At 63.7% G+C, this 24,463-nt stretch carries 26 protein-coding genes and 1 pseudogene; 12 read left to right on the forward strand and 15 right to left on the reverse strand.

The features are described 5' to 3' along the window. Positions 1-55: 55 nt before the first annotated feature. Positions 56-922: a universal stress protein gene (locus tag G9463_RS05635; protein ID WP_049944759.1), complete on the reverse strand. Its 867-nt coding sequence runs from the start codon at positions 920-922 to the stop codon at positions 56-58. A 131-nt stretch (positions 923-1,053) separates the two neighbouring features. Between G9463_RS05635 and G9463_RS05640 the strand changes: the two genes are divergently transcribed. After that, complete coding sequence (locus G9463_RS05640) at positions 1,054-1,344, forward strand: transcriptional regulator (RefSeq protein ID WP_007190454.1); 291 nt, start codon at positions 1,054-1,056, stop codon at positions 1,342-1,344. 37 nt (positions 1,345-1,381) lie between these two features. Here the strand turns inward: G9463_RS05640 and G9463_RS05645 are convergent, their stop codons facing one another. The 6 genes from G9463_RS05645 to G9463_RS05670 all read right to left on the reverse strand — a co-directional run bounded on the left by G9463_RS05645 (position 1,382) and on the right by G9463_RS05670 (position 6,454). Next, a complete protein-coding gene (locus tag G9463_RS05645; RefSeq protein WP_007190455.1) occupies positions 1,382-1,798 on the reverse strand; it encodes a Rieske 2Fe-2S domain-containing protein in 417 nt (138 codons plus the stop codon). A 92-nt stretch (positions 1,799-1,890) separates the two neighbouring features. After that, positions 1,891-2,763: an aminotransferase class IV gene (locus G9463_RS05650; protein WP_165896207.1), complete on the reverse strand. Its 873-nt coding sequence runs from the start codon at positions 2,761-2,763 to the stop codon at positions 1,891-1,893. After that, on the reverse strand, positions 2,748-3,482 hold the full coding sequence (locus G9463_RS05655) for an aminodeoxychorismate/anthranilate synthase component II (protein WP_011223186.1): 735 nt from the start codon (positions 3,480-3,482) through the stop codon (positions 2,748-2,750). The genes G9463_RS05650 and G9463_RS05655 overlap by 16 nt, the downstream gene beginning before the upstream one ends. Further along, positions 3,479-4,948, reverse strand: a complete 1,470-nt coding sequence (gene pabB, locus G9463_RS05660; protein ID WP_165896208.1) for an aminodeoxychorismate synthase, component I — start codon at positions 4,946-4,948, stop codon at positions 3,479-3,481. Before pabB ends, G9463_RS05655 begins: the two co-directional genes overlap by 4 nt. Positions 4,949-5,018: 70 nt before the next feature. Then, a complete protein-coding gene (locus tag G9463_RS05665) occupies positions 5,019-5,606 on the reverse strand; it encodes a helix-hairpin-helix domain-containing protein (protein ID WP_011223184.1) in 588 nt (195 codons plus the stop codon). Positions 5,607-5,656: 50 nt separating this feature from the next. Next, complete coding sequence (locus G9463_RS05670; protein WP_007190460.1) at positions 5,657-6,454, reverse strand: shikimate dehydrogenase; 798 nt, start codon at positions 6,452-6,454, stop codon at positions 5,657-5,659. A 133-nt stretch (positions 6,455-6,587) separates the two neighbouring features. Here G9463_RS05670 and G9463_RS05675 point away from each other — a divergent pair, with 133 nt between their 5' ends. The 8 genes and pseudogenes from G9463_RS05675 to G9463_RS05710 form a co-directional block, all read left to right on the forward strand. Next, positions 6,588-7,949 carry a sodium:calcium antiporter gene (locus tag G9463_RS05675; protein WP_007190461.1) on the forward strand — a complete coding sequence of 454 codons (1,362 nt, stop codon included), beginning with the start codon at positions 6,588-6,590 and terminating at the stop codon, positions 7,947-7,949. Further along, positions 7,949-9,304: a D-aminoacyl-tRNA deacylase gene (locus G9463_RS05680; RefSeq protein WP_165896209.1), complete on the forward strand. Its 1,356-nt coding sequence runs from the start codon at positions 7,949-7,951 to the stop codon at positions 9,302-9,304. The genes G9463_RS05675 and G9463_RS05680 overlap by 1 nt, the downstream gene beginning before the upstream one ends. A gap of 103 nt (positions 9,305-9,407) precedes the next feature. Beyond that, entirely contained in the window at positions 9,408-10,568 is a 1,161-nt protein-coding gene (gene ftsZ, locus G9463_RS05685) for a cell division protein FtsZ (protein WP_004592941.1), read from the forward strand. 128 nt (positions 10,569-10,696) lie between these two features. Next, positions 10,697-11,935 carry an ABC transporter substrate-binding protein gene (locus tag G9463_RS05690; RefSeq protein ID WP_240149945.1) on the forward strand — a complete coding sequence of 413 codons (1,239 nt, stop codon included), beginning with the start codon at positions 10,697-10,699 and terminating at the stop codon, positions 11,933-11,935. After that, positions 11,932-14,385, forward strand: coding sequence for a methyl-accepting chemotaxis protein (locus G9463_RS05695; RefSeq protein WP_174789825.1), 2,454 nt, complete (start codon positions 11,932-11,934; stop codon positions 14,383-14,385). Before G9463_RS05690 ends, G9463_RS05695 begins: the two co-directional genes overlap by 4 nt. 148 nt (positions 14,386-14,533) lie before the next feature. Beyond that, the gene (locus G9463_RS05700) at positions 14,534-14,713 is read left to right on the forward strand and encodes a protein translocase SEC61 complex subunit gamma (protein ID WP_004516835.1); all 180 of its coding nucleotides are present in this window, start codon (positions 14,534-14,536) and stop codon (positions 14,711-14,713) included. 4 nt (positions 14,714-14,717) lie between these two features. Then, a complete protein-coding gene (locus G9463_RS05705) occupies positions 14,718-15,155 on the forward strand; it encodes a transcription elongation factor Spt5 (protein WP_004516836.1) in 438 nt (145 codons plus the stop codon). 133 nt (positions 15,156-15,288) lie between these two features. Further along, positions 15,289-15,360, forward strand: a pseudogene (locus tag G9463_RS05710) (transcription elongation factor Spt5); the annotation flags it as partial. A 126-nt stretch (positions 15,361-15,486) separates the two neighbouring features. On the opposite strand, the gene G9463_RS05715 reads toward G9463_RS05710, so the two are convergent. Continuing rightward, positions 15,487-15,786, reverse strand: a complete 300-nt coding sequence (locus G9463_RS05715) for a hypothetical protein (RefSeq protein WP_004961826.1) — start codon at positions 15,784-15,786, stop codon at positions 15,487-15,489. A gap of 115 nt (positions 15,787-15,901) precedes the next feature. Between G9463_RS05715 and G9463_RS05720 the strand changes: the two genes are divergently transcribed. Further along, a complete protein-coding gene (locus tag G9463_RS05720) occupies positions 15,902-16,663 on the forward strand; it encodes a PHP domain-containing protein (protein WP_165896220.1) in 762 nt (253 codons plus the stop codon). Here the strand turns inward: G9463_RS05720 and G9463_RS05725 are convergent. Next, positions 16,660-17,166, reverse strand: coding sequence for a metal-dependent hydrolase (locus G9463_RS05725; RefSeq protein ID WP_165896210.1), 507 nt, complete (start codon positions 17,164-17,166; stop codon positions 16,660-16,662). The two genes, G9463_RS05720 and G9463_RS05725, sit on opposite strands and share 4 nt — an antisense overlap. 36 nt (positions 17,167-17,202) lie before the next feature. Further along, a complete protein-coding gene (locus G9463_RS05730; RefSeq protein ID WP_165896211.1) occupies positions 17,203-17,712 on the reverse strand; it encodes a CinA family protein in 510 nt (169 codons plus the stop codon). Between the two features lie 78 nt (positions 17,713-17,790). Between G9463_RS05730 and G9463_RS05735 the strand changes: the two genes are divergently transcribed. Together G9463_RS05735 and G9463_RS05740 are read left to right on the forward strand one after the other, a co-directional pair. Continuing rightward, complete coding sequence (locus G9463_RS05735; RefSeq protein ID WP_004961837.1) at positions 17,791-17,934, forward strand: hypothetical protein; 144 nt, start codon at positions 17,791-17,793, stop codon at positions 17,932-17,934. A gap of 38 nt (positions 17,935-17,972) precedes the next feature. Continuing rightward, entirely contained in the window at positions 17,973-19,091 is a 1,119-nt protein-coding gene (locus tag G9463_RS05740; protein ID WP_165896212.1) for a pyridoxal phosphate-dependent aminotransferase, read from the forward strand. Between the two features lie 15 nt (positions 19,092-19,106). On the opposite strand, the gene citE is transcribed toward G9463_RS05740, so the two are convergent. From citE to glmS, 5 genes are read right to left on the reverse strand one after another with little or no spacing between them, the layout of a single operon-like run. Beyond that, the gene (citE, locus tag G9463_RS05745) at positions 19,107-20,147 is read right to left on the reverse strand and encodes an L-malyl-CoA/beta-methylmalyl-CoA lyase (RefSeq protein WP_165896213.1); all 1,041 of its coding nucleotides are present in this window, start codon (positions 20,145-20,147) and stop codon (positions 19,107-19,109) included. After that, a complete protein-coding gene (gene mch, locus G9463_RS05750) occupies positions 20,144-21,220 on the reverse strand; it encodes a 2-methylfumaryl-CoA hydratase (RefSeq protein WP_165896214.1) in 1,077 nt (358 codons plus the stop codon). The genes citE and mch overlap by 4 nt, the downstream gene beginning before the upstream one ends. Next, positions 21,213-22,481 (reverse strand): methylaspartate ammonia-lyase, encoded by a 1,269-nt coding sequence (locus tag G9463_RS05755; protein WP_049938817.1) that lies wholly within the window; start codon positions 22,479-22,481, stop codon positions 21,213-21,215. The genes mch and G9463_RS05755 overlap by 8 nt, the downstream gene beginning before the upstream one ends. Further along, complete coding sequence (locus G9463_RS05760; RefSeq protein WP_007190471.1) at positions 22,471-23,934, reverse strand: methylaspartate mutase subunit E; 1,464 nt, start codon at positions 23,932-23,934, stop codon at positions 22,471-22,473. The genes G9463_RS05755 and G9463_RS05760 overlap by 11 nt, the downstream gene beginning before the upstream one ends. A 2-nt stretch (positions 23,935-23,936) precedes the next feature. After that, positions 23,937-24,377 carry a methylaspartate mutase subunit S gene (gene glmS, locus G9463_RS05765; RefSeq protein ID WP_004592954.1) on the reverse strand — a complete coding sequence of 147 codons (441 nt, stop codon included), beginning with the start codon at positions 24,375-24,377 and terminating at the stop codon, positions 23,937-23,939. Between the last annotated feature and the right edge of the window lie 86 nt (positions 24,378-24,463).

Here is a 24,463-nt window from a genome sequence, read left to right on the forward strand (position 1 = left end):
CGAGCGTCGTCTCGCCGGCTGGCTATAATTCCACGATACACCGCTGGGAGCGGTGTTAGCTTTCCTCGCCGACGTCCGACGCTCGAACGGTCATCACCGGAACCGGCGAGGTTCGGACCAGTTTTTCGGCAACGCTGCCCAGCAGGTAGCGGTCGACACCCGTGCGACCGTGGGTCCCGATGACGACGAGGTCGGCATCAGTGTCCTCAATGGCGTCGAGGATGGCCTGATACGGGATACCGTGAGTGATTGCTGTCTCAACGGCTTTGACTCCCATCTTAGTGAGTTGATCCGAGCCATCCTCGACGGCATCCGTCGCGACCGACTCCAGTTCGTCAACGATGACGGTGGACCCCACATCGATACCGAGCGACCGCGTGTCCACCACCGAAACGAGATGGACTGTCGCGTCGGTTTCGCTTGCGAGTGTGCCCGTCGGCTCGATAGCTGCCTCCGCGCCGCTACTGCCATCAGTCGGGAGCAGAATGTCGTCGAATGAGATGGTTCCCGGCTCCGCGTCGGCTTTGACAGAAAGGACGGGCACGTCGGCGAGGCGGACGACTTTCTCGGTGACGCTCCCGAGGAGGAACCGCCGGACGCCGGTTCGCCCGTGCGTTCCCATAATGATGAGGTCGATACCGGTCTCGTCGGCGTAGTCGAGGACCGCGTCGTGGACGACTCCCTCGCGGACCGCGGCGGTGATGGACAGGCCCTCGGTGTCGACGTGGTCGGCCTGGGACTCGATGAAGGCTTCCGCCGGAGAGTCGCCGTCGTAGTCCCAGTCGTCCGTGGGTCCGTGCTCGTCAACGACCGAGAGGACGTGGACGGTGGCGTCGTGAGTGCGTGCAAGCGTCGCGGCAGCCTCGAACGCACGCTCGGAACCGGGACTTCCGTCTGTCGGCACAAGGATACTATCGAACATCGATTGGTCTCGCTGTTCACCGCCGTCGGTGATAAAGTACCGTGACGGAGCGAGGAACTGTCCGGGAGACGGCAACGGTGGCGCCACGAGAACAGAACAAAGCCTATAACAGTCGGATGCCAATTTTTCCCATGCGCGAGGCAAGTCGGACGACGCGCCAGCGCATCGCTGACCAACTACGCGACAAAGCGATGGCCGCCGGGACAATCGCAAACGAGTTCGAAATACAGACCAGCGACGCGCTCACACACGTAGAGCATATCTCGAAATCTCTGGAATCGACCGACGAACAGCTCCTTGTTGCGCCACCCGAGTGCGAGGAGTGCGGCTTCACGGACTTCGACGACCTGACGAACCGACCGAGCCGGTGCCCGGAGTGTAAATGCGAGGCCGTCTCGGAGCCGGCGTACCGAATCAGCTGATAGGAGGGCGATTCCCAGCGGCATCGATTCTGTGCGCTCAGTTCCCGGAGAAGCCGATGCGACCGCGTGAGGAAAGGTCATGATTGCCGGAGGGCCCCTGATTTTCGAACTCGTAGCGCTCGTCGGTCAGGTAGACATCACCGTCCTCAGTAGTGATCGCGACTTCCTCCAGCACTGCCCCCTCGCAGGGACCGTAGTTACACAGCCCCGACTCGGATTCGAACGTCGCCCCGTGTTTCTCACACACCAGTTCCCCGTTACGAACCGTCGCCCCACTGCCTTTGTCAAGCCGGACATCTGTCCAGTGTGGACAGTAGTTCTCGAACGCGACGACGGCGTCGGACAACTCAACGATAATCGCTTCTTTTGTGTCGAACCCGTCACGAACAGTGAACAGAAAGGTTCCATCGTCGGGCACTTCATCCAGCGCAACGATACGGCTGTCCTCGTCCATACTACGCATCCGTAAGGATGTGAGCCGTTTCAAACCGCCGGTCCCGGCCCTATTCTCGTCTTGAGGGGACGACCACCAGAACTGAATCGGCCTCAGTAATGGCGCTCCTCGATACGCTCGTCGAACAGTCGCTGCAGGAGCTTCGTCATCGGTCCGCTCCCCACGGAGATGCCGTCGACAGTCTCGATGGGGCGGATCTCCCACGTCGAGTTGGTGAGAAACGCCTCGTCGGCGTCACGCAGGGCATCGAGCGAATAGTGACCGGTCTCGACAGGGAAATCCTCGCCGCGAGCGATGTCCATTACCACGTCGCGGGTGACCCCCGGCAGCAGGTCGAGGTCCGTACTCGGCGTCCGGAGGCCGTTGTCCGTGACGAAAAAGAGGTTGCTCGTCGCCCCTTCGGCCAGATTCCCGTCCGTGTCCCGAATGAGACACTCGTCGGCGGGTTCGCCGCCAGCAGCGGCCTTCCGGAGTTCGAGCCGGCCGAGAATCCCGTTGAGGTAGTTGTGGGTCTTCGCGTCCGCCGGAACGGCCTCGCTGGGAATCCGCCGAGTCCGAACCGTCTGGACTGACGCCGGCTCATCCCAGATGCGTTCGCCGTCAAGGCCGCCCCTCGGGAGTTCCTTGCAGATGACGACGACCGTCGGGTCGACATCGCTCCCCGGCGTGAGCTTCCCGGGCTGGACGCCCCGCGTGACAGACAGCCGGACGTACGCCTCCTCGAGGTCGTTAGCCGCGAGCGTCTCGTCGACGCGCTCCCCGAGGTCCTCGGGCACGGCGTCAGCGAAGCCCAGCGTCTCGGCCGTCCGCTGCAGGCGCTCGCGGTGGGCGTCCCACCGGAACGGCTCGCCGCCGTAGGCCCGGAGCGTTTCGAACGCCGCGTCGCCGTACATGAACCCGCGGTCGCGCACCGACACCGTTGCCTCGTCCTCGGGGACGAGCGTCCCGTTTACGTGGTATTGCATAGTAGGCAGAAGTTCTCGATCATGGTCTTGCCGTGGTCTGTCAGGATGCTCTCGGGGTGGAACTGCACGCCGATATGCGGGCGGTCGCTGTGGCGGACGCCCATGACGACCTGCGACTCGTCCGTGCCGTCGGCGGTGGCAGCGTCGGCTGACTCCGGTACCGCAGCGGCCTCAGCGTCGTCGCTGACAGTGTATGCCGTCTCGGTCAGTACGTCGGGGAGGTTCTCGCGGTCGACCGCCAGCGAGTGGTAGCGCCCGACCTCGAACGGGTCCGAGATGTCTTCGAACACACCTGTGCCGTCGTGGGTAACCGACGAAGACTTGCCGTGGACAACCGCCTCGGCGTGGCCGACTGGCGCGCCGTTGGCCGCACACAGTGCCTGGTGGCCGAGACAAACCCCTAGCGTCGGGTATTCCAATTCCTCGAATATCGGCATCGAGACGCCGGCATCCTCGGGCGTCCCTGGCCCCGGCGAGACGACGATGCCATCGGGGTCCATCTCCCGGATACCTTCGACAGCAATGGCGTCGTTGCGCCGAACGACCACATCGTCCTCGGTCCCGCCCAGTCGGAGAACCACCTCGCCGACGTACTGGACGAGGTTGTACGCGAAGGAATCGTAGTTGTCGATGACCAGTACGGTCGGAGCCAGCGAGTCCGTCGCCGGGCCGCCCGCAGTGTTGTTGCCGCTATCGTCGCCGCCACGGTGGCCGCTCATTGCTGGTCCTCCATGGCAAGGTCGACACGCCGGCCCAGCGCCTCGTCGACGGCGTTAACGAGCGCGCGGCCCTTGTCCAGCGTCTCCTGATACTCGCGGTCCGGGTCCGAATCGTGAACCACCCCGGCACCGACGCGGAGGTGGTACTCCTCGGCGTACCGGACCAGCGTTCTGATGACGATGTTCAGCGTCGCCCGGCCATCGAAGCCGAACAGGCCGATGGAGCCGGTGTACGGTCCTCGTCGCGTGGCCTCGACCTCGTCGATAATCTCCATCGTCCGGGGTTTCGGCGCGCCGGTAATGGTGCCGCCCGGGAACACCGCAGCGATGGCGTCCTGCAGAGACGCGCCGTCGCGGAGTCGGCCCTCGACAACCGAGACGAGGTGCATTACCTCGGAGTAGCGGTCGACGCGGCGGTAGTCAGACACTTCCACGCTCCCGAATTTGCTCACTTTCCCCAGGTCATTGCGCTCCAGGTCGACGAGCATCGCGTGTTCGGCGCGCTCCTTCGCGTCGTCGAGCAGGTCCGTTTCCAGTCGGTCGTCAGCGTCGGGCGTCTCGCCCCGCGGGCGGGTGCCAGCGATGGGTTCGGTCTCGATACGGTCGCCATCGCGGTGCAAGAGGAGTTCCGGGCTGGCGCTGACGAGGTCAACGCCAGGGAACTCAAGCAGGGCAGAGTACGGTGCGGGGTTCACAGTTCGAAGCGCGTCGAAAGCCTCAATCGGATGGACTGCGGCGGGTGCGCGGAGACGCTGTGAGACGTTCGCCTGAAACGTGTCGCCGTCGCGGATGTACTGCTTGACCGTTTGGACTCGGTCAGCAAATGACTCGCGCGTGCAGTCACTCTCGAAGGTTGCTTCATCGGTCTCGACCGGCGGATCCTCGACACTGGGGTCGCCCTGTGCCGCTGCCCGCGCCAAGTCCAGCGCGTGCTGCTTGCCGAACTCGTAGGCCAGTTCGGGCGTCTCAAAGTCGTCGACCCGCGGGCAGGCTGTCACGCGCAGCGTCACCGACTCACCGCGGGGTTCCTCCCAAGCGGCGAAGCGGTCGTAGCGGGCCACCTGCAGGTTTGGGAGTGCGCGGTCGGCATCGGCGCTGTCGGGCAGTGACTCCAGTTCCCGCGCCACGTCGTAGGAGAGCCATCCAACGGCTCCGCAGGGATACGGCACGTCGCAGTCACCACGGACCAGCCGCTCGCCGTCGAGAAACTCAGTCAGTGCGGCGAGGGTCCCGCCAGCTCGGGGGTCGACCTCGCGGAAGTCCGCCGGAGCGGTCCCGAAGTAACCCCACCCCGACTGGCCGCCGGTCGTCGCCAGATACACGCCGCCAGTTTCGTCGCGCGCCCGGCGATAGGCGAGAAACGGGTCATCGACGTCCACTCGAACCTCGACAGGGACGCGCGCCGCTGGATGCGCGTCGGCCGCAAGGTCGGTGAACGTGGTCCGGTCGGTTTCGACCGATTGCATTACCGAACGAAAACAGTGCGGCGACTAATTCCCTTGCGGTTCGGCGCAAAAAGACGGAACGTCAACGGTTTCAGAAGTCTTCGGCCCGCTCGATCCAGCCCGAAACGCGGCTCTCTGAGAGGTCGGTGTCTGCGGCGATGTCCGCTGCATCCGCAGCGGCCAGTTCGCCCACCGTCTCGATACCGATATCAGCGAGTCGGTCGGCGTAGGCGGGACCGATACCCTTTATTTCCGTGACTGGGGCAGTACTTTCCTCGTCCTCAGTCTCGGCATCAGCCTCGGCCGGTTCTTCGTCAGCGGTGGCCTCCGAGTCGCTGGCTTCGTCGTCGACCACTGGTTCTTGCTCGGACCCTGCTGGAGAAGCATCGGTCGCAGATGTCGATTCGTCGTCGGTCGCAGTCGGTGACGCCGCAGTCTCCGACTCGGCCGTCTGAGCAGATGTTGCACTCCCATCCCCTGATTCAGTCCCGGCCCCGTCCGTGGTATCGGATGTGTGGGTCTCGGTAGTCGTCGCGGTGTTCGTCCCCTTCACAGCGTCTTCGTCTTCAGTAGAGGGCTCTCGCTCGACGGTCACGTCCACGTCGCGATTGGTTCCCGACGTGGATGACCCAGTCCCGTCAAGCCCGAGGGCAGATTTCAATTTCTGAAGCAGACCCATACATGAACGTATTTATCCCCAACACAAATCTCTTGCTGGTGACCGCTCCGTTACAAGTGTTCGCGCAATCGGCCGTTCATCCTGTCTACAGGTGCGTCCTCGCCAGTCCAGCGTTCAAACGCTTCAACCCCCTGATACAGGAGCATCCACGCGCCGTCAACGGTCGTTGCGCCCGCGGCCGCCGCGTCCTGTAGCAGACGGGTCTCGATTGGCGTGTACACCGCATCGAGCACCGCGAGGTCGCTGTGTAACGCGTCGGCGGGGACCGGCGTCTTGTCCTCCTCCATGCCGACGCTGGTGCAGTTGACGAGGATGTCGGCGTTTGCGAGCAGGTCGGAGAGCGAATCGAGCCCGTGGCCGGAGGCGTCCGGGACTTCATCGGCGAGCGCGTCGGCTTTAGACTCGGTCCGGTTCGCGATCCGCACCGACAGCCCCTCGTCGGCGAGACCGAACGCGACCGCTCGCCCCGCACCGCCGGCCCCAACGACGACCGCCGTACCCGACAGCGACACGTCGTGGTGGTCCAGCGCTCGGACCGCACCGACCGCGTCGGTGTTGTAGCCCGTCGGCGTCCCACCGGTGAAATCGACGGTGTTGACCGCGCCGATGCGCTCGGCGAGCGGTGCGGGGTCAACGGCGTCTAGCACGTCCTGCTTGAACGGGATTGTGACGTTGAGGCCGTCGACTCCGAGCGTCTCTGCCGCTTCGATGGCTTCGGCACCAGCATCCGCTGGTGGTTCAAACGTGACGTAGCGTGCATCCAGTCCCAGTGCCTCGTAGCCCGCCTCGTGCATCGGGGGCGACAGCGAGTGCCCGACCGGGTTGCCGATGAGTCCGTAAACGTCCATACCAACGCCAGCGCGCCCCGGTCGTATGAACGCCACGCTCTGTGGGAAGCACGGTCTGCAGCCGACACTTTCGCAAGCTTTTCAGCCAGACCCAGCCACACTTCCGACAGTGAGTCGTTTTCGCCATCCACTGATGCAAGTCGCAGTCGCGCTGGCCCTGACTGTCGGCTGGATTTACCTATTTATCTCCGGCATTGAGGTCGGGAACGTGACCACCGTCGCGGTCAGTGGGCTCGCCGTCCTCGGGGCGTCGTTCCTCTTGGCCTGGGGCGCTGAAACCGCCGAGAAAGACGTACCGAGGGCGTTCGCTATCGCCGTCCTCGCCATTCTCGCCGTGGCTCCCGAGTACGCCGTTGACGCGCTGTACGCCTGGAACGCCGGGGCTGGTGGGGCGACGACGGAGGCCTGTCGCCAGTTCACGGCGGCAGAAATCGAGTCCGCAAGCGGGGGGCTCGCTCGCGCCTGTCACGACGCGAACCTCGCGATTGCGAACATGACCGGCGCGAACCGCATTCTCATCGGTATCGGCTGGGCGGGTATCGCCGTGTTCACCGTCTGGCGCGCCGCAAAGACACGGGACCCCGCAGTCACGAAACGCGACGGCTTCCTGAAAGACGCCGTCCAGCTGGACACCGACATCGCAACCGAGATCTCCTTCCTCTTTCTGGCGACGCTGTGGGCGTTTCTTGTCCCTCTCGGCGGCGGTATCGGTATCTTCGATACGCTGTTTCTGGTGGGCCTCTACGTCGCGTACATCGGCCTCGTGCTCAAGTCCGATATCGAACACAGCGAGCACACCGTCGGCGTCCCAAAGTACTTCCAGGAGTGGTCGCTGCCGTGGCGGCCACTCGTCGTCTTGGCGTTGTTTGGCTACTCCGGCGCAATGATTTTCACCGCGGTTGAGCCGTTCGCCCACGGCCTCGAAGAGATCGGCGTCGCGAACGGCATCCCCGAGTTCTTCATGATCCAGTGGGTCGCCCCGCTGGCCAGTGAGTCACCTGAGCTCATTGTCGTCGCCGTGCTGGTCAACAAGGCCCGCTCGACGGCGGGGTTCAACGCCCTCATTTCCTCGAAACTCAATCAGTGGACGCTGCTCATCGGGACCATCGCAGTGGTGTACTCCATCGCACTCGGCGGGTACGGCGTCCTGCCGTTCGACGCCAGACAGGGCGCGGAGATCTGGATTACGGCGGCCCAGTCCTTCTTTGCGCTCGCCATTCTGGTCAACTTCGAGATCAGTATCCGGGAAGCAATCGGGCTGTTCGCGCTGTTCATCTCGCAGGTGGTTCTGGAGTTCGCCATCATCAGAGACCTTCTCGCTCTGCCGATATCGAGTCACGACCTTCTGCTGGCGTATACAGGGCTGTACGTCCTCCTCGGGGTCGGACTGTTCGTCCAGCGCCGCGAGGCGCTGAAACACCTGCTTGGGCTGGCCGGTGACGCCGTCCGGTCCGCGGTGGGTCGTGAACCGGTCCATCTGGAGAACGCCGATTGATGCTCGGAATCGTTGTCTCACACGCCGACGCGGCATCGATGCACATCGGAGAGCACCTGCGCTCATTGCGGGACTGGGAAACGAGCATCGACGAAACGCGGCCCGACGACGAAGGCGGCGGTACGGTGTACCAGATTGACAGCGTGGAACTCCGCGAGTTCGAGGCGTTACATCTGGACATCGAAAACGTCGCGGCAGCGTTCGACGACCCGGACCTGCTGGTGTTCGCCTCAAAACACGCCGGCGAGACGGACGAGCTCCTGACGGCCCACCATACCGGAAACTTCGGTGTCGCGGAGTACGGCGGCGAAGACGGGCAGTTCGCCCGCGCCTGTCCCGGGGCTCACAAGGCCGTGGTGTCGGCACTCCAGCGCCACGCTCCGCCGGACTACGAAGTCGGGATGGAGTGTACGCACCACGGCCCGACAGCAGTCGGTGTCCCGTCGATGTTTGTCGAGGTCGGCAGTGCGGAGCCACAGTGGGAGGACCCCGACGCCGCCGAGGCCGCTGCCAGAGCGATACTGGACCTCGCCGACGAACCGGCTGACAGGCCGCGTGAGAACGGGACGCGCCGCCACCTCCTCGGGGTCGGCGGCGGCCACTACGCCCCGCGGTTCGAGCGAGTTGTTCGTGAGACGGACTGGGCGGTCGGCCACATCGCCGCCAACTGGTCGTTGGACGCGCTGGCGGAGTGGGCCGACAGCGACGAGGAGCGCGACACAGTGCTCGACCGCGCCTTCCGTGCCAGCGCAGCCGACTACGCTCTCATGGAGGGCGACCGGCCGGACCTCACGGCCGCCATCGAGTCGCTGGGCTACCGCGTCGTCAGTGAGACGTTCGTTCAGGAAACAACCGGTGTCGACCTTGGCCTCGTCGAGGCGCTAGAAGACGCTGTCAGGCCAGTTGACGGGGGCCTTCGATTCGGAGCACTTGCACCTGGATACGACGGCGAGTGGACCGTACTCGACCTCCCGAAGGAACTTATCTCGGACGTGCGCGGCGTTGATAGCGAGGCACTACGTGACACTATTGAGCGTCAGTCCATTGCGTACGCAACCGAGCAAAACGGGACCGTGGTCACCGGACCGATTGTCTGTCCGGCGACGACGGAACTGGAAGCGGTCGTCGACCCACTCGTCGAAATCCTCAAACAACGCTTCGACAGTGTCGAGCGAAACGCGGACGAACTCGTTGCCCGCGAGACAGCGTTCGATCCGGACCTCGCGCGAACTGCTGATATCCCTGAAGGACCGAAGTTCGGGAAACTCGCCTCTGGCGAATCAGTCGAAATCGACGGCGAAGAAATCGACCCGGAGCGGTTCCAGCGCGAGCGTATACGTCGATATACGCTGTGAACACTGGCGCGTTAGCCGCCAAAGCTGGCACTCAACACGTCAGACGGGCGTCAGACACAGGGGGAAAACTAATAACTATTCGTCTGCAAGGACGCTTTAAATTATGGATTCGATAATTGACGACGCTATCGACGAGGCAGAACAAGACGGGGAGGACGCGGCTGGCGGGACTGTCGACGAAACGACATCGACGCCGTCGCAGGACATGTCCACATCGGGGACGATGTCCGACGAGGAACTGGCAAGCGTCGTCAAAGACCTGGAGACGAAGATTACGGTCGTCGGCTGTGGTGGCGCTGGCGGAAACACGGTCACCCGGATGATGGAGGAGGGCATCCACGGGGCCAAACTTGTCGCCGCAAACACTGACGCACAGCACCTCGCCGACGAGGTGGCCGCCGACACCAAGATTCTCATCGGCCGCAAGCGTACCGGTGGCCGCGGTGCGGGTTCGGTCCCGAAAATCGGCGAGGAGGCCGCTCAGGAGGACATCGAGGACATCCAGCAGTCCATCGACGGCTCGGATATGGTGTTTGTCACCGCGGGTCTGGGCGGCGGAACCGGCACCGGCGCGGCCCCGGTCGTCGCACAGGCCGCGCAGGAAGCCGGCGCACTCACCATTTCTATCGTCACGATTCCGTTTACCGCGGAGGGTGAACGCCGCCGTGCCAACGCCGACGCTGGCCTCGAACGACTCCGTTCGGTCTCCGATACGGTCATCGTCGTGCCGAACGACCGCCTGCTGGACTATGCGCCGTCGATGCCGCTGCAGGACGCGTTCAAGATCTGTGACCGCGTGCTGATGCGCTCGGTCAAGGGCATGACCGAACTGATTACCAAACCCGGCCTCGTCAACGTGGACTTCGCCGACGTTCGGACCATTATGGAGAACGGCGGCGTCGCGATGATTGGCCTCGGCGAATCTGACTCCGAGAACAAGGCACAGGACTCCATCCGCTCGGCGCTTCGCTCCCCGCTGCTCGACGTGGAATTCGACGGCGCGAACTCCGCGCTCGTCAACGTCGTTGGCGGCCCCGACATGAGCATCGAGGAGGCCGAGGGTGTCGTCGAGGAGATCTACGACCGTATCGACCCCGACGCTCGTATCATCTGGGGTGCGTCGGTCAACAACGAGTTCGAGGGCAAGATGGAGACGATGATCGTCGTCACTGGCGTCGAAAGCCCGCAAATCTACGGCCAGAGCGAGGCCGAGCAGGAGAAGGCCGCCCAGCAGCTCGGCGAAGACATCGACTACGTCGACTAAACTGTCTCGCTGTCTCAGTTTTCTATTTCTCCGTAATCGCCGTTACGTGCCGCCCTATCTACATTTTCTCTATCATAAATGATATTCTCGCCGAAAAGCGTTTATCCGGAAATTCAGACTCTTTCTTTATGTACTCTGACTCGAGGCGTGGTGTTCTCAAAAAATGTATCGCAGCTGGGAGCTTGGGCCTCTCGTCTGGCTGCCTTGGTACCCTGGGCGGGAGCGGTGACACCGTCCAGTTTGGTGCGGTTCTCCCACTCAGTGGTGCGCTCGCTCCGCTCGGGCAACACGGCAAGCGCATGGTCGAGCAGGCAGCGAGCGACGTCAACGCGGCCGGTGGTATCGGCGGTAACGATGTCGAAGTGACCATCCTCGATACCGAAGCGAACGCCGAAACCGCTGTCGAGCAGTACGGGACGCTTGTCGACCGTGGTGTCATCGGCTTCGTCGGTGGCCTCGTCAGTGACGCGTCGCTCGCCCTTGCACCGGAGGCGGCCAGCGACGAGATCATGGAAGTCAGCCCAGCCAGCACCGCCCCGCAACTATCGACGGCCGGCCAGGCCAACGGGCGGAAATTCTTCGGTCGAACGGTGCCAAGCGACGGAACGCAAGCACTGGTGATGGCGAAAGTCGTCGATGACTCGCTGTACATCGATGCGGACTCCGTCGCATTACTGAGCCTCGACAACTCGTTCGGTGCTGGACTGGCCGAGGCACAGCGTGAGGCGCTGGACGCCGAGGTCGTCGCCGATGTTCGGTACGACCCATCGTCGGAATCGTTCGACGACACGCTCGCAGAAGTGTTCCAGAACGACCCTGATGCCGTCACTTTCACCAGCGTCTCCGGTCAGGAACGCGGTATCCTTGATGCGTACAGCCAGTCGGAGTACGACGTTCCATGGGTGTTGTCAGCGGGAATGTTCGGCGGCGACCTCCCATCATACTTTGAAGGGTTCTACAGCGCCAGTCTGTCTTCCGCGCGAACGCAAGCGTACTTCGAACTCGTCCGCCGACTCCCGGATATCGATCAGCCCAGAGCGTACTCGGTTAACGCCTACGACGCGCTGTTTTTGATGGCATGTGCCGCCGAACAGGCCGGTGAAGCCAGCGGTCCGGCAATCGCCGAAACCATTCAGTCGGTTTCCGGCGGGTCTGGGCACACTGTTTCAGTCGGTGACTTCGGTCGTGTTCGGTCACTCACTGACGCAGGCCGATCAGTGAACTACCAGGGCGCGTCCGGAGGCGTCGACCTGACTGCGGACCTCGAACCGCTGAGTTCGTACCTGATCGAACAAGTCAATAATGGGTCAGTCGAGTCGCTAGAGCTATTGCAGCGACAGTTCTTCGCATCGGGAGGGAATCAATGAGTTCACTCCCGAGCCGGATGGTTCAGGCGACGGAACGTGCGCTCCCTGACGTTATTCGGCGGCGGTACGCGGCGAAGTTCGGCGTCCTGCTGCTCGGCGTGGTCGTCGTTCTCGCGCTGGGCGGCGCGGCGATCCACCTCGATACGGGGTCGCTGGTCGAGTCACAGACCGAAGAACAGATCATCGGTGTTGCGGAGTCCCAGTCGAGTTCCGTGTCGAGTTGGGTCTCGAACAAGCAGTCGACGGCGACGTTCCTTGCAGCGTCTATCGGTGACCGGTCCGAATCGACATCGGACAGAGAACAGCAGCAGTGGCTCGAACAGAAGCTTATCGGGCTCCCCGGAGATGTCCGGGCGCTGCATTACGTCGATGCCGCTGACGGCACAGTCACCGCCAGCACTGACGACGAACTCAACGGCGTCGCACTGAGCAACGTTGACGACCCGTGGACCGACGCGAGTGGTGCAGTCGTCTCGTCGGGACCGACGGGCACGTCCGAAGCGTACCAGAGCGGGAACGAATCGGTCATCGCATTCGTCCAGCCCGTCTCCGGCAGCGACGAATACATCGTGCTGACGGCGTCGCTCGAGGCGCGCTCCCACGAGTTCACATCACCATTTGCGACCGGCGACGTGAAGGTCGTCGGGTCGAGCGGGCAGATCATCCTCGACAATCGGAAGAGTTCGATTCTCGAAGAGTATGCGGCAACCGGGGACGCGACCGATACCAGTGTTGACTCGGCACTGAACGGCGAAACCGGCTACAAGTCCGTCTCCGCCAGAACGGGGATGGAAGACGGGCAGTACGTGATGGCGTACACGCCGGTGACCGGCACTGACTGGGCGTTGCTGTATCACGTGCCCCAGGACCGCGCATTCGCCCTGCAGTCGGCTGTCTCGCAAAATATCGCACTCCTGGTGGCGCTTGCTGTTGGGGCACTGTTCGTCGTCGGCGTGACAATTGGGCGCGGAACCGCAAACGCACTCTCCCGCGTGGCCGAAAGCGCCGAAGACATCGCCGCCGGTGAGATCAACAGTACCCTCCCGGAGACCACGCGCGTCGACGAAATGGGACAGTTGTACGACTCATTCGCGTCGATGCAGGCGTACCTGACGACCGCCGCGGACCAGGCTGACGCGCTCGCCGAAAAGCGGTTCGACGACCCATCGCTCGACGAAAGCATCCCCGGAGAGTTCGGTGCGGCGCTGGAGGAGATGGGCGAGGATATCCAGACGTTGATTACCGACGTCGAGGCCGCCAGAGACGAGGCGGAGGCGGCAAAAGAAGACGCCGAGTCGATGGCGTCTGCCCTCGAAGCGAAGGCAGCCGAGTTCAGCAACGTAATGGACAAGTCGGCGGACGGGGACCTCACCCAGCGGATGGCCACCGACAGCGACTACGACGCGATGGTCGATATCGCGGAGAGCTTCAACGAGATGATCGCGGAACTCGAACGGACGGTCAACCGCATCGAAGGGTTCGCTGGAACCGTTGACAGTTCAACGGAGACCATTTCGGCGAGCGCACAGGAAGTGCGGTCGGCCAGCGAGTCGGTGAGCGAGTCGGTGCAACAGATCGCCGAAGGCGCTGACGAGCAAAATCGGAACATCCAGCAGGTGAGCGACGAGATGACCGACCTGTCGGCGACTGTCGAGGAAATCACCTCGTCCACCGACGAAGTCGCGTCGAAGTCCCAGCAGGCCGTCAACGACGGCGAGTCCGGCCGCGAGTACGCCGAGCAGGCCGCCACCGAAATCGAAGCGCTCGAACGGAAGTCCACCGAGGCTATCGAACAGGTGGAGTCACTCGCGGAAGAGATGGAGCGCATCGGCGAGGTCACGACGCTCATCGACGAAATCGCGGAACAGACGAACATGCTCGCGCTTAACGCGAACATCGAAGCCGCTCGGGCCGGTGAGGCAGGCGAAGGGTTTGCCGTCGTGGCCCGCGAGATCAAGACGCTCGCCGAGGAGACGCAGGAAGCGACGACTGACATCGAGTCGATGATCGGCGAAATCAGGTCCCGGACGAACTCCACCGTCGAGGATATGCGGGACATGGGCGAGAGCGTCGATACCGGGAAAGAGACGGTCGAAAACGCAACCGACTCGCTGACCAGTATTGTCCAGCAGGTCAACGAAGCTAACGACGGGGTGCAGGCTATCAGCGACGCGACCGACGAGCAGGCGGCCTCGATGGAAGAGGTCGTCTCGATGGCCGAGGAAGTCGGCTCGATCAGCGAGGAGACATCCGCCGAGGCCGAGAACGTCGCCGCGTCCGCCGAGGAACAGACGGCGTCGATCACGGAGGTCACCGAGAAGATACAGTCGCTCTCCAGTCAGGCGACTGACCTCAAGCAGCTTATCGACCAGTTCGAAACCAGCGATGCCGATAACGGTAGCGAGCTGGGGACACACAAATCGGGCGGAACTGCGCTGACTGACGACTGACCGAGCGGGTTCGGGTCGCCTGTTCCGGGTATCGCCCCGGTCTGTCGGCTACTTTTCATTCGAGACGATACCCAGCGCATTCTGTGAGGGTGAGGACTCGTCGCCGCGCACCACAATATAGAAAAGCCACCAGTGGGTACGACCCGCTATGGACGTTCCATACGATCTCACCTCCTACATCCGCGTACTCAAACTGGCGAGTACGCCGTCGTGGGAGGAGTTCTCCCAGATCGCGAAAATCGCCGGCGCGGGCATCGCGCTGGTCGGACTGCTCGGGTTCATCATCTTCGCTGTGATGACCTTCGTGCCTGGCAGCAAGCCGGTGTAAACCGATGGGGATCTACGCAGTCAAAACCACGGCCAGCCAGGAACGCACCGTCGCGGACATGATTATCTCCCGCGAGGAAGACGAGATCCACGCCGCGCTCGCGCCGGACTCGCTCACGAGCTACGTCATGGTCGAAGCGGACGACCACAACGTCTTCGACCGCATCCTCGACGAGATTCCCCACGCCAACGGCGTCGTGCAGGGCGAATCTTCGATGGCGGAAGTCGAGCACTTCCTCTCGCCGAAACCGGACGTGGAAGGCATCGCGGAGGGCGACATCGTCGAACTCATCGCCGGCCCGTTCAAGGGCGAGAAGGCGCAGGTCCAGCGCATCGACGAGGGCAAGGACCAGGTCACCGTCGAACTGTACGAGGCGACGGTCCCGATTCCGGTTACCGTGCGTGGTGACCAGATTCGAGTGCTGGACTCCGAAGAGCGGTAGACCCATATCCACCGGCGGAGCCGGTGGTTCACGGGCCTGAACGACTGATGGCCCGCGTTTTCGCCCACGTTTTTCGAGGAGTGGTGCGCGAGCACAGTGAGCGCACCCGACGAAGAAAAAGGTGGAACAGTAGGAGGCGACGGTCCCGATTCCGGTTACCGTGCGTGGTGACCAGATTCGAGTGCTGGACTCCGAAGAGCGGTAGGCGAACGGGTCTCGTGCAATTCGAACGGATGCGTAGCGACCCGCAAGGGAGCAATCAAGCGTTTTCAGACTAGTTGGCAATCATTGTCGAGCAAAGTCAGGCACCGTCGTAAAACAGCGGTAGTTGCTACGCTTCGCCGCCTTCCAGTCGGTCGATGACCTCGCTCATGTTGGCGGCGGCCTCAACGGATTCCTTTATCTGTTCACGACGGCGGACCTCGGCGGCGGAGGCGTCGTAGGCGCGAACGTACTCCGCGCGGGAGTGTTCGTCGAACGCGTGCTTGATAGCGAAGTAGCCGTCGGGGACGACGGCACCACAGACCTTACACTCGATACGGTCGTGTTCGACCGACTGGTGGATGATAAGCTCCTCGACGCGGTCGAACTGTCTCTCGTCCCCTTCGATGTCGCACTCCCAGCGTGGCATTTGCTCAGTGGCAGGCGACCCGGGGTTAAAAACGTTGGCTGCCACCTGTCAGAAGTCTGTCTCTCAGATTGCCAAAACGGAAACCCCTAATGGCAGTACGGAGTTAGCGTTGACCGTGCAACCCGAGGGGTACGCCGTTGATCTCCACGTGAAAGTGCTCGACGACGGGGTCGTCGAGCGCGCGAAGGCACGTGGCCTCGACGCGCTGGTGTATGCGCCGCATTTCACGCGGCTGTCGGAGATACGGCGGCAAGCAGAGGCGTTTTCCGACGAAGAGCTGACTGTGTTTCCGGCCAGAGAGATATTTACTGGCACCTGGCAACAGCGCCGGCACGTACTGGCGATAGGCCTCGAAGACCCGATTCCGGATTTCATTACCTTCGACGGCGCGATGCGGGAACTGGACCGCCAAGACGCGGCTGTACTGGTTCCGCATCCCGGTTTTCTCAATGTCAGTCTCGGACTGGACGACATCGAAGCGTACGACGACATCATCGACGCGCTAGAAGTGTACAACCCCAAGCAGCTGTCCCATCACCGAGACCGTGCGCAGTCGTTCACGTCGGAAACCGGTCACGAGCCGTTCGTCTCCTCGTATGCCCACGTTCGGGGTACCGTCGGCGAAGCGTACGTGACCTTTGCCGAGGCGTTCGAGAGCGTGGCGGGGCTCAGTGTGGCGCTGCAAAACGATGTGGAGCGGTCGCTGTTCCATCGCGATGGTCTCTCACACGACCTCCGCCGGGCGGTCGAGTGGGCGCATCTGGGGCTGGAAAACACGTGGGGCAAGTTCGACCGACTGATGTTACAGGGGACCGAGCCGACACACCCTGACCACGTCGCGTACGACGGTCGATTCAACGACGTGAAGGTGTACTAAACCAGAAACGCGCTGTTCTCGACGACGAAGGCCCTGACCGTTGGCGGCAGATACTGTGGGAGCACGTGGACGAGCAGGGCAACCGCGAGCAGTTCGAAGGCGGTAATCACGACGGTAACGGCTTCGGCGCGGTCGCTTGAGGTTGTCACGCCCGTCGGTGAGCCATACTCTGTGTCCGAGAACGGGTAGAACAGGGCAATCCCCCGTCGGGAACCGAAGTAGTCAAGCACGTAGTGCGTGAGGACACCGAGCCACACCCACTGGAGATTGCCGCCGTGATACAGCGGATGGGTCAAGAATATGATGAGGACGGGGAGATTGTGCAGGGTCTTGCGGTGCTTGCCGAAGGCGGTGTCGACATCGGGAAACAGTGCGCCCAAGACGATGGGAAGGAACACTTCCGCGATTGTTGCGAAGGTCGTCACGTCGCCCGAGGGGTCAAGAACGTATCCCAGTCCGATGCTCAAGAGGACGGCGTTCAGGACGTGCCCACGTTTGTTCATCTACCTGACCGTCCGTGTCCCAACTGAAAGAGCTTACTACTCCTGTAAGGCGGTTTCCAGGTCCCGGAGCGCCTGTGTCGCGATGGCCGATTTGATCTCGCGACGGGTGCCATCGAACTCGTAGCGAGACACTGTCACGCCAGACTCGTTAGTTCCCCAGGGGGCGGCCTCGGCGACGGCGATGTACACCGTCCCGACGGGCGTCTCCGGCGAGCCGCCGCTCGGTCCAGCGACGCCAGTCGTAGCGACGCCCCAGTCGGTCCGGGCGGTGTCGCGGACGCCCCGAGCCATTTCGATAGCGACCGGCTCGGAGACCGCGCCGTGGGCATCCAGCGATTCCCGCGAAACGGCCAGCAGTTCTCGCTTGGCCTCGTAGGAGTAGGTGACCAGCGAGCGGTCGAAGTAGTCGCTGGAGCCGGGTATGTCCGTTATTTTCGAACCGACAAGGCCACCGGTACAGGATTCCGCGGTGGCGACCGTGGCAGCAGCTTCTCGGAGACGCTTGCCGACGCGCTTCTCGACCGGGGCCGCAGTGTCGTTTGCCATTGTCCGTAGTTGTCGTGATAGGCGAATAAACGTTCAGGGCAGGCCGATATATTTCAGCTTGGAGACACAACTGTGTATATGAGCTATCAGACGACGCTTGGCTGGTCACTCGTTACATCGGGCCTCGTGACGCTGTTCCTCTGGGTCTTGCCGGGGTCCGACCTCCTGTGGGGGATGCTGTTGCTCGTCCTCGGCGGACTGACGCTGTATATTCGCCAGTAGACAGAAAAGCAGACGGGGCCGGCAGTCGGAGTGGACATATGGACTACACGGAACCCCAGTTCTTCCGGGTCATGCAGTACGCGGCCCGGGCCGACCGGGACGTGGTGGACATGGTGTCGGGCAATCCCGACTGGGACCCGCCTGAGGGGCTTCGGGACGGGCTCAGAGACTACGCCGAGGCCTCAGCCGATAACTACCAGTACCCACCCAGCGTGGGGCTGACGCCGCTCCGCGACGAAATCGCCGCTCGGCGCGGTGTGGACCGGAACCGCGTACTCATTACGAACGGCGCTGGCGAGGCGAACCACCTCGCGATGACCGGCGGGCTCTATCATTTCGACGGCAACGAAATCCTCCTGACTGACCCGGTCTACCCGTACTACGCCGGCCGGGCGAACTTCATCGGCGCGGACATCTCCTTCGTTCCGGTCGACGAGCACAACCGACTGGCCCCCGCGGACGTTCGGGCGGCCGCGAGCGAGGAGACGGCCGTCATCGTGGTGAATTCGCCCAACAACCCCACCGGCGCAGTGTACGACGCTGAAGCGATGGCCGAGTTTGCAGCCATCGCCGAGGAGTACGATGCCCTGCTACTCAGCGACGAGGTGTACGACCACTTCGACTACGCAGGTCGGTTCAGTTCAGCGCTGCGCGCCGACTCCGACCACGTCGTCGCCACCAACTCCTTCTCGAAGACGATGGCGATAACGGGGTTTAGGGTCGGCTATGTGATTTTCCCGCCGGAGGACGGCCCCACTGGGACACTGCTCGAACGCGCTCGCACTCAGCACATGCTCACGAACGTCACCGGGAGCCGACCAGCGCAGTACGCCGTCCTGCGGGCGCTGAAGACGACGAGTCCGGACTACTACGCCGCCTGCCGACGGCGACTCGAAAGGCGCGTCGACGACTTCTGTGCCGCACTGGCTGCGGCTGGGGCCGAGTACAACCGCCCCGACGGCGGCTTCTACGTGATGGCGCGGTTCCCTGACTTCCCCGGGTCGTTCGAGAACGTGTACGAACTCATCGACGAAGCCGGCGTCGCCGGGATGCCTGGCGAAGCCTTCGGCGAGTCCCGTAGCGACTGGATACGGTTCGCGCTCGTGACTTCCCGGGTGGACGAGGCAGCCCAGCGGCTGGCGAACTACTTCGGATAAAAAGCTGTTGCCAGCTTAGTCAAAAATCAGTTCCACGTCTCTCGCCCGCGCCAGCAAGTCGTCATCGTAGTACGCCTCGGTCTGGGCAGGGTGTGTCTCGTCGATGGCTCGGACCGTTTTGACGGTGTTGGCGAAGTTCTTGTATGTCGCTTCGTCGACCATCTGGCCGTCGACGACGACCGCGCCAGTGCCCTCGCGTTTGGCCTCGTTGAACGACTCGATTTTGTGGAGGTCTCGCTCCATTTCTTCCACTGTCGGCATGTGGATTCGATTCGCCTGTTCGGTCTGCTTGGGGTGGAGCGACCACGAGCCGTCGATGCCGATTGTCGCTTCGTACGCCACCTGATCGGCGTATCCCTCGGCGTTGTAGTAGGTGACGCCAGCGCGTTCGTGGAACAACTGGTCGAAGGGGCCGCCGATGGCGACGATGTCGGCGGCGCTCGTCTCGTTCGACAGCGCTTCGAGCAGGCCGTCCCAGCGGGGCCGCTCGCCGTCGAGCGTGCGCCCGCCGAGTTCTGCCGTGTAGTCGACCGGCCCGAACACGAGCCCGGAGAGCCGGGAGTCTGTTGCGTACTGGCAGATCTCGCGGAGGTCCGAGCGGCCGGGGGCCGTCTCCAGAATGATCGCCATCTCCAGCGTCCCCTCGGGAAGCCCGGCGTCGCGCTCAGCGTCGGCAATGACACCTGCGGCGTCGCGCACGTCGTCAAGGCGACCAACCTTCGGGAAGACGAAGCCGTCGAGTTCCTCGCCGACCGCCTCGGCCAGGCGAGTCACCTGCTCGATGCCACGCTCACGGGCGTTGGCGTCGTCGTAGGCCCACTCGACCCGCGGGAGAATGTCCCCGGCGAAGTCGTCGGCGTGGTCCGGGATGTGTTCGATTATGTTGTCGACGGCTTCGTCTTTCATCGACGGCGCAGTGCCGTCCTCAATGTCGGGGACGAGCCAGTCGGGGGCCTGAAACCCCTCGCTGGTGAGTCCCGAGACGAGGAACTTCGCGCTGTTGTCGTTCGGTATCGCGGCCGGTGCGGTCTGGAATGTGCGACAGAGTCGTGTCATGTATCTCGCTGAATGAGTGCGGTTCGCCGGCCCGAGTAGACCGGGGTCTGGTCCTGATTGAACGCGACGTGCTCGAACGTGACCGCGCCGGCCCGCTCCGGGCCGGCGTCGGGGTCGCAGTCGAGGACGCGGGTGAAGCCGTAGACGGTGTCGCCCAGCGTGACGAAATCGTGGAACCGCTCGTCAGCGAAGCGACGCTCGCGGTAGGTCGCCTCGTCGGAGCGGGCGTGGGCCAGCGCAACCGAGCGTGTCACATCGCCGTAGGCGACGATGTCGCCAGACGGCGAGTCGGCCATCTCGTCGCGGTTGTGGTGCTGGCGCGCGGTGTTGAGCGTCGCCAGCGGCAGGCCGGCGACCAGTTGGTCGTCCATCGTCCGCCCGCGCTCGTGGCGGTAGGCGACAGCAGCGTTCTCCGCGTTGGCCCGTTCCAGTGCCGTCTGGAAGTCATCGAAGCGCTCCCCGGCAGGCGAGATGAGGGTGTCAGGTATCGCCGGTCCGCCCTCGTCCTGTTCGCCGACTGCTCCGCCGTCAGTGGCCGCTGGCTCGCGTCGCGGAATCATGTTCGTCCGCCGGTAGGAGACCAGCGTCTCGCCGGTCTCGCGGTCCCGGCCCTCCGTTTCCCAGGTTACGATACCGTACTGGGGTCTGGAGGACGATGTCTTGGTGTCGACGACAGTCGAAGTGACCGACAGCGGCGTCCCGGCCGTCACCGGCTGATGGAACGTCACGTCGTCGCGGCCGAGGAAGTACCCGCCTTTCTCCGAGAGGTCTTCGACGGTGATGCCCATCACACACGCCAGCAGGTAATCCGGGTGGACCGGGCGCTCCTCGAAATCGCGTTCGCGGGCGGTATCGGCCCGCCAGTACGCCGGGTCGTGGTTGAGCGTCTGGCCCATCCACTGCTCGCTGCCGTGATGGGTGAGTCGGAGGCCGGGGTCGTGAGCGAGTTCGTCGCCCTCCGCGAAGAACTCGAAGAAGTGGCCTTTCTCTCGGGTGTCAGCCCTGTTCAGTAGCGGATTGAACGTCTCGTCGTCCGAGAGGTCCAGCGCGTCGGGGTCAGTCCAGTCAGTCATCAGCCGGCACCTCCTGTGTGGCGTCCCGTCTGGCAAGCGCCCGCCGCATCTCGTTTGTGACAACCATGAACCCCTCATCGAAGCCCATGCCCGGTTTGGCGAGCACTTGCGCGGCGTCAGTCGCCAGCGCGACGTGGGCACAGGCCCGCGCGGAGGTCACGGTCTCGTTACACGTCCCGCCGACGTAGGCCCGGGTGTCCGTGCCGTCGCAGTACAGCACCGCTTCGGCCGAGCGCTGGATGCCGCCGAGGTCCGGCGTCTTTATTTGGACGAGGTCGGCCGCTTCCGCGTCGACGAACGCCTGCACGTCTTCGAAGGTGTTGCACCACTCGTCGGCGACGATGTCCACGTCGACGCCTGCATCGGCCAGTCCCTCGCGGAGTTCGGCCATCTCGGTTATCTGTGCCTGCCGACCGCCAGCGTCCATCGGTCCCTCAACCTGAAGGGGGTACGGTGCGGCGGCCTCCCGCAGCGTCTCGAAGTAGTCGGTCACTTCGGTCCGGTCGTACGGCGGGCCGAACACCTTCCCGAGGATGCCGTACACGTCCACGTGGAAGCGCGGCGAGTACGGCTCCGGCCCGAGCGCTGTCGCCCGGTCCGAGAGCCAGGCGAGGTAGTCACGCAGTCCTTCGCCGTTCTCGCCGACCTTCTCGACGCTGTTGAACAGGCCGTGGGGCAACACCGGCACGCCCTTGATGAGCATCTTCTCGGCGTTGATACGACGTTCGTCTCCCGACTGGCCGAACACCGGAACCGGCGAGGTCGCCGGCTCGGTGTCGTAGGTGTCCGCGAGTACATCCGTCGGCGTCACCCCGCGTGCTTGCGCGGCGGCGTTCAGCAGCGCCTGCGAGACGCCGTAGCGGACCGCAGTGTGGAGCTGGTCGCCGCCCGAGCGCTGTGGGCTCATTTCCTCCAGCATCGTCGCGTTGGCCCCGAACTGGGTCGCGTCCTGCCCACGGAGTGCGTCAGCGACAGCCCCCTCGACGACAGGCCGGTACTTTTCAGCCCGGAACAGCGGGTCACGGCCGCCGGCCCCCGAGTACTGGACCGCGGCGCAGTCGCCCGTTGCGATGGAACCGTCGGCGAGTTCGATTTCAACGATGAGCGCCTCGCCGGCCTCGCGGATGCGGTCGAACCCGTCCGTGACCGGCTGGCCGTCGTAGGCGAACCCGGTCTGGGTCGCCCCATCCTTGATGGCCTGCTGGTCGTCGAAAAAGAACCCGGAGAGGCCTGGAACCGTTCGAACGTCTTCAATCCGCATCGCTTGCACCCCCTGCGGGGCTGTTGTCGCCGCCCGGCCGCCCGATGAGCTTCCCATCGCTGATGGCGTCCACGTCATCGGCGACCATCCGGAACGACTGGTCGCGGCCTTCGGTCTCGGCTCGCTCGCCGAGTCGCGCGGCGTGAATCTCCTTGATGTCGTCCGGGAGCGCGAGGTCCGCGAACTCGAAGATGCGGACCCGGCCATCGTCGTCTCTGGCCGGGAGCACCGCGCCCTTGGCGGCGTCGCTGGGCGCAAAGGGCACGTCCAGTGCGCCGCTGTCGAAGGCGTTGATAACTCCCTGTGCAACGTCGCCGTCGCCGGCCTCGTAGATAGCGTCCATCAGCGCCCGTGTCTCCCGTTCGATGAGCGCCTGTTCCTCGTCGATACCCCCGAGGTCGATATCCTGTTCAATCATCATATCGATAAGCTGTCTCGTCGTTCGCAGTCCGGCCGCGTTGGCCTCCTTCGTCGGCACGCCCTGGAACTCCTGGGCGGACTTCGTGATGACTTTGTCCGGCTGGGCGACGGCCGCTGTCGCGCCGCCGAGGCTGATGACGCCGTTTGCCCGCGCCTCGTCGGGCGGGAAGCCCCCCATCCACTCGTGGAAAACGGTCGTGACGGTCACTTCATCGCGGAGATACTCGTTGCCGAGCTTCCGCAAGGCCCGCAACGCTGCCACGTCCTGCACGAGGTTTCCGACCTGTCCGTAACCCAGTGTGAGCGACCGGACACCCTGTGTTGCGGCGAGCTCGCCCTCGACGAGCATCACCGCGATTGCGATGCTCGGTGGGACGAGGGTGCCGGTCAGCGGACCGAAGGGCTCGCGGTTGATGGTCACACCGCGCTCGGTGTAGGCACCGCAGAGCCGGTCGACGAACTGCCAGTGCTCGATGGTCGTCGCGAGGTCGTGGCGCTTCGTGTACGGGATGTTGTAGGAGATCGGCCCGCCCTCGAAGCTCTGGAAGCCGCCGGCGAGCGTGACCATCGCCAGTAGCCTGGCGTCCGGCGTGCCGTGGCGGACCTCCACTGGGGCGTCGAGTGCCCGGATGAGCCGCCGGCAGTCCTCCACGCCGTGGTTGACCGCCGGGAACCCGTTCAGCTCGTTCTCGTCGCTGCCGCGGGAGGCGGCCAGTCCCTCTTCTGCCTTCTCGTACTCGTTGTCGCGCGTGTACGAGTCGATGGTCGTCGGCAGGAGGTCCGCACCGCCCTCGTCCTGTAGATACCGCAGCAGGTCGATCTGTTCTTCGAGGCAAGGGACGCCCGCTCGCGGCTGGAGGAGCGGCTGGTCGGCGGACTCCAGCACTTGGGCGAACTGCTTTGAGGCCGGCAGCGACTCGTGGAAGGCGATGGCCTCCTCGAAGTCGACTTCGCGGCCTGTGTGCCAGTTGTCTCTGAGGTCGTTTGCGATGCGCTGTAGCTGGTCGTCGCTGAGTCGCTCGTCAGTTGGCATAGTCACCCGTCAACCCTGATCTGCTCCGCCTCTGTTGTCGTCAGTTGCAGGTCTTCGCGGAGCATCTCGATTGCCTCCTCCGGGTCCGTCTCCGCGTCGAAGACGCGGTCGAAACCCATCTGTCGGAAGGTCGCCTGCGTCTCCTCAAAGTCGGACTGTCCGACGGCGAGGTTCCCACCGACGTACGTGAGCACGTCGAGCCCAGCGTCGTCGAGCTCGTCGTGCAGCCCCTCGCAGTCCTGGCGGGCGTGCCCGTACAGCGAGGATACCAGTACTGCCTCGGCGTCATGAGATTTCGCGGCGGAGACGAACTCGTCCTGTGCGGTCTGGACACCGAGGTTGATGACCTCGAAGCCTGCGGCCGAGAGCGCCTGCTCTAGAATCGTGATGCCGACGACGTGCGCGTCGGAGCCAATCACGCCGAGGATAACGGTCCGGGGCATGTACTTCCCCGTCATCGGCGGGTAGTGATAAACCTAATGGTCTTTCATGATAATATGCCCTTAAGGAATTTATAACGGACATTCAA

Origin of the sequence: Haloarcula sp. JP-Z28, from assembly GCF_011440255.1 — an archaeon.
Lineage (GTDB): Archaea > Halobacteriota > Halobacteria > Halobacteriales > Haloarculaceae > Haloarcula > Haloarcula marismortui.